This window comes from Streptomyces sp. NRRL WC-3605 (assembly GCF_001509795.1).
In the GTDB taxonomy this organism is placed as follows: Bacteria; Actinomycetota; Actinomycetes; order Streptomycetales; family Streptomycetaceae; genus Streptomyces; species Streptomyces viridochromogenes.
On sequence record NZ_LLZN01000115.1, the window covers coordinates 1 to 3,419 of the forward strand.

Genomic DNA, 3,419 nt, shown 5'->3' on the forward strand with positions numbered 1-3,419 from the left:
GTTCCGTAGGGGGCGGCGGGCTGGGGGTCCTCTGAAGGCGTGGCCATACGTCCCACTCTGTCATCGCTTGCTCGGTTACGGGCCCGGCGGGTCATCAATTCGAAACCTGCGGGGGCTGTTGCCGGCTGCCGTGTCCAGGTCAGAATCTACGCGCGTTGTTGGCCCTTTCCCCTCGGGAGATGCACTCATGCCGTTGGACCGCCGGAAGTTCCTGATGAAGTCGGCCGTGACCGGAGCGGGCGTGGCGGTGGCCGGCGCGGTGGGCGCCCCGGCGGCCCAGGCCGCGCAGCCGGCGCAGGCGAAGGGCCCGAAGAAGAAGCGGTACGCGCTGACCGTGATGGGCACGACGGACCTGCACGGCAACGTCTTCAACTGGGACTACTTCAAGGACGCGGAGTACTCGGACACCGCGGGCAACGCGAAGGGCCTGTCGCGGGTCTCGACGCTGGTGAACCAGGTCCGCGAGGAGAAGGGGCGCGGCAACACGCTCCTCATCGACGCGGGCGACACGATCCAGGGCACCCCGCTGACGTACTACTACGCGAAGGTCGACCCGATCACCGCGAAGGGCGGCCCGGTCCATCCGATGGCGGCGGCGATGAACGCGATCGGGTACGACGCGGTGGCCCTCGGCAACCACGAGTTCAACTACGGCATCGAGACGCTGCGCAAGTTCGAGTCGCAGTGCGACTTCCCGCTGCTGGGTGCGAACGCGCTGGACGCGAGGACGCTGAAGCCCGCTTTCCCGCCGTACTTCATGAAGACGTTCCATGTGAAGGGCGCGCCGCCGGTGAAGGTGGCGGTGCTGGGTCTGACGAACCCGGGCATCGCGATCTGGGACAAGGCGTACGTCGAGGGCAAGCTGGTGTTCCCGGGTCTGGAGGAGCAGGCCGCGAAGTGGGTGCCGAAGCTGCGGTCGATGGGCGCGGACGTGGTCGTGGTGTCGGCGCACTCGGGTGCGTCGGGCACGTCGTCGTACGGTGACCAGCTGCCGTACGTGGAGAACTCGGCGGCGCTGGTGGCGCAGCAGGTGCCGGGGATCGACGCGATCCTCGTCGGGCACGCGCACACGGAGATCGCGGAGCTGAAGGTCACGAACGAGAAGACGGGCCGGACGGTCGTGCTGTCGGAGCCGCTGTGCTACGCGCAGCGGCTGTCGGTGTTCGACTTCGAGCTGGTCTTCGAGCGGGGCTGCTGGACGGTCGAGTCGGTCAAGGCGTCGCTGCGGGACTCGCGGTCGGTCCCGGACGACCCGCGGATCACGCGGCTGCTGAAGGACGACCACGACCTGGTCGTGGAGTACGTCAACCAGGTGGTGGGCTCGGCGACCGAGACGCTGACGACGGTGGACGCCCGCTACAAGGACGCCCCGATCATCGATCTGATCACCAAGGTCCAGGAGGACGTGGTGAAGGCGGCTCTGGCGGGTACGGAGCACGCCGCGCTGCCGGTGATCTCGCAGGCGTCGCCGTTCTCGCGGACGTCGGAGATCCCGGCCGGTGAGGTGACGATCCGGGATCTGTCGAGTCTGTACGTGTACGACAACACGCTGGTCGCGAAGTTGATGACGGGTGCGCAGGTGAGGGCGTACCTGGAGTTCTCGGCGGAGTACTTCGTGCAGACGGCGCCGGGTGCGCCGGTGGACGTGGAGAAGCTGACGAACGCGAACAACCGGCCGGACTACAACTACGACTACGTGTCGGGGCTGTCGTACGACATCGACATCGCGCAGCCGGCCGGGAAGCGGATCAAGAACCTGTCGTATCAGGGTGCGCCGCTGGACGACGCGCAGAAGTTCGTGTTCGCGGTGAACAACTACCGGGCCAACGGTGGCGGGGCGTTCCCGCATGTGGCGTCGGCCCAGGAGCTGTGGTCGGAGTCGACGGAGATCCGGACCCGGATCGCGGAGTGGGTGACCGCGAAGGGTGTGCTGGACCCGAAGGACTTCGCGTCGGTGGACTGGAAGCTGACCCGTGAGGGCACTCCGGTGTTCTGACGAGAGGCCGGCTAGGAGCCCCGGATCCCGTCGGTGAGTGGTGTGAGTGCCTCTGGGCGCCGCGCTCGCGGGATCCGGGGCTCTCGCTGTTCCAGGCCGAAGGTGGTGAAGGCGGTCCGGCCGGGCAGCGGGTAGGTCTCCTTGCCGGTGACGGCGTTGAGGATGGTGGCGCTGCGCCAGGCGGCGAGTCCGAGGTCGGGGGTGCCGACGCCGTGGGTGTGGCGTTCGGCGTTCTGGACGTAGACGTGGCAGCCGGAGCCGGTGACGGCGGGGTCCATGACGAGGCGGTAGGTGTCGTCGACGCGGGGGCGTTCCCGGCTGTCGCGGCGCAGGTAGGGGTCGAGTCCGGCGAGGAGGCGGTTCAGGGGGCGTTCGCGGTAGCCGGTGGCGAGGACGACGGCGTCGGTGGTGAGGCGGGTGCGGGCGTTCTGGCCGGGGTGCTCCAGATGGAGTTCGATCTTGGTGGTGGCGAGGCGTCCGGCGGTGCGGACGGTGACGCCGGGGGTGAGGACGGTGTCGGGCCAGCCGCCGTCGAGGGTGCGGCGGTAGAGCTCGTCGTGGATGGCGGCGAGGGTGTCGGCGTCGATGCCTTTGTGGAGCTGCCACTGGGAGGCGACGAGCCGGTCGCGGACGGGTTCGGCGAGGCTGTGGAAGTAGCGGGTGTAGTCGGGGGTGAAGTGCTCCAGGCCGAGCTTGGAGTACTCCATGGGGGCGAAGGACTCGGTGCGGCCGAGCCAGTGGAGCCGTTCGCGTCCGGCGGGGCGCTTGCGGAGCAGGTCGAGGAAGATCTCGGCGCCCGACTGTCCGGAGCCGACGACGGTGATGTGGTCGGCGGCGAGCAGGGTGTCGCGGTGGGTGAGGTAGTCGGCGGCGTGGACGACGGGAACCCCGGGGGCGTCGACGAGGGGTCTGAGCGCGTCGGGGACGTCGGGTTCGGTGCCGATGCCGACGGCGATGTTGCGGGCGTAGGTGCGGCTGAGTTCCTCGGTGCCGTCGTCGGGGTCGCGCCGGATGTGGTCGACCTCGAAGACGTCGCGTTCGGGGTTGAAGCGGACGGCGTCGACGTTGTGGCCGAAGCGCAGTCCGGGGAGGTTCTCGCTGACCCAGCGGCAGTAGGCGTCGTATTCGGCGCGCTGGATGTGGAAGCGCTCGGCGAAGTAGAAGGGGAAGAGACGGTCGCGGCCGCGCAGGTAGTTGAGGAAGGTCCAGGGGCTGGCGGGGTCGACGAGGGTGACGAGGTCGGCGAGGAAGGGGACCTGGATGCGGGCGCCGTCGAGGAGGAGTCCGGGGTGCCAGGAGAAGGCGGGGCGCTGTTCGTAGAAGACGGCGTCGACTTCGGCGAGGGGGTGGGCGAGGGCGGCGAGGGAGAGGTTGAAGGGTCCGATGCCGATGCCGACGAGGTCGCGGGGGGCGTCGGGGGCGG

2 protein-coding genes are annotated in these 3,419 nt (G+C 69.2%); one reads left to right on the forward strand and one right to left on the reverse strand.

Annotation, left to right across the window (positions count from 1 at the left end; all coding sequences use genetic code 11):
• The first annotated feature begins 187 nt into the window (after positions 1-187).
• A complete protein-coding gene (locus ADL34_RS33520; RefSeq protein WP_062674785.1) occupies positions 188-1,996 on the forward strand; it encodes a bifunctional metallophosphatase/5'-nucleotidase in 1,809 nt (602 codons plus the stop codon).
• A gap of 11 nt (positions 1,997-2,007) precedes the next feature.
• Here the strand turns inward: ADL34_RS33520 and ADL34_RS33525 are convergent.
• Positions 2,008-3,419 (reverse strand): lysine N(6)-hydroxylase/L-ornithine N(5)-oxygenase family protein (locus ADL34_RS33525; RefSeq protein WP_062739853.1); only part of this gene is annotated, 1,412 nt, incomplete at its 5' end.

What these genes read in the sequence shown, in the direction of transcription:
- ADL34_RS33520 (WP_062674785.1), top strand. Translation starts at nt 188, where the DNA reads ATGCCGTTGGACCGCCGGAAGTTCCTGATGAAGTCGGCCGTGACCGGA.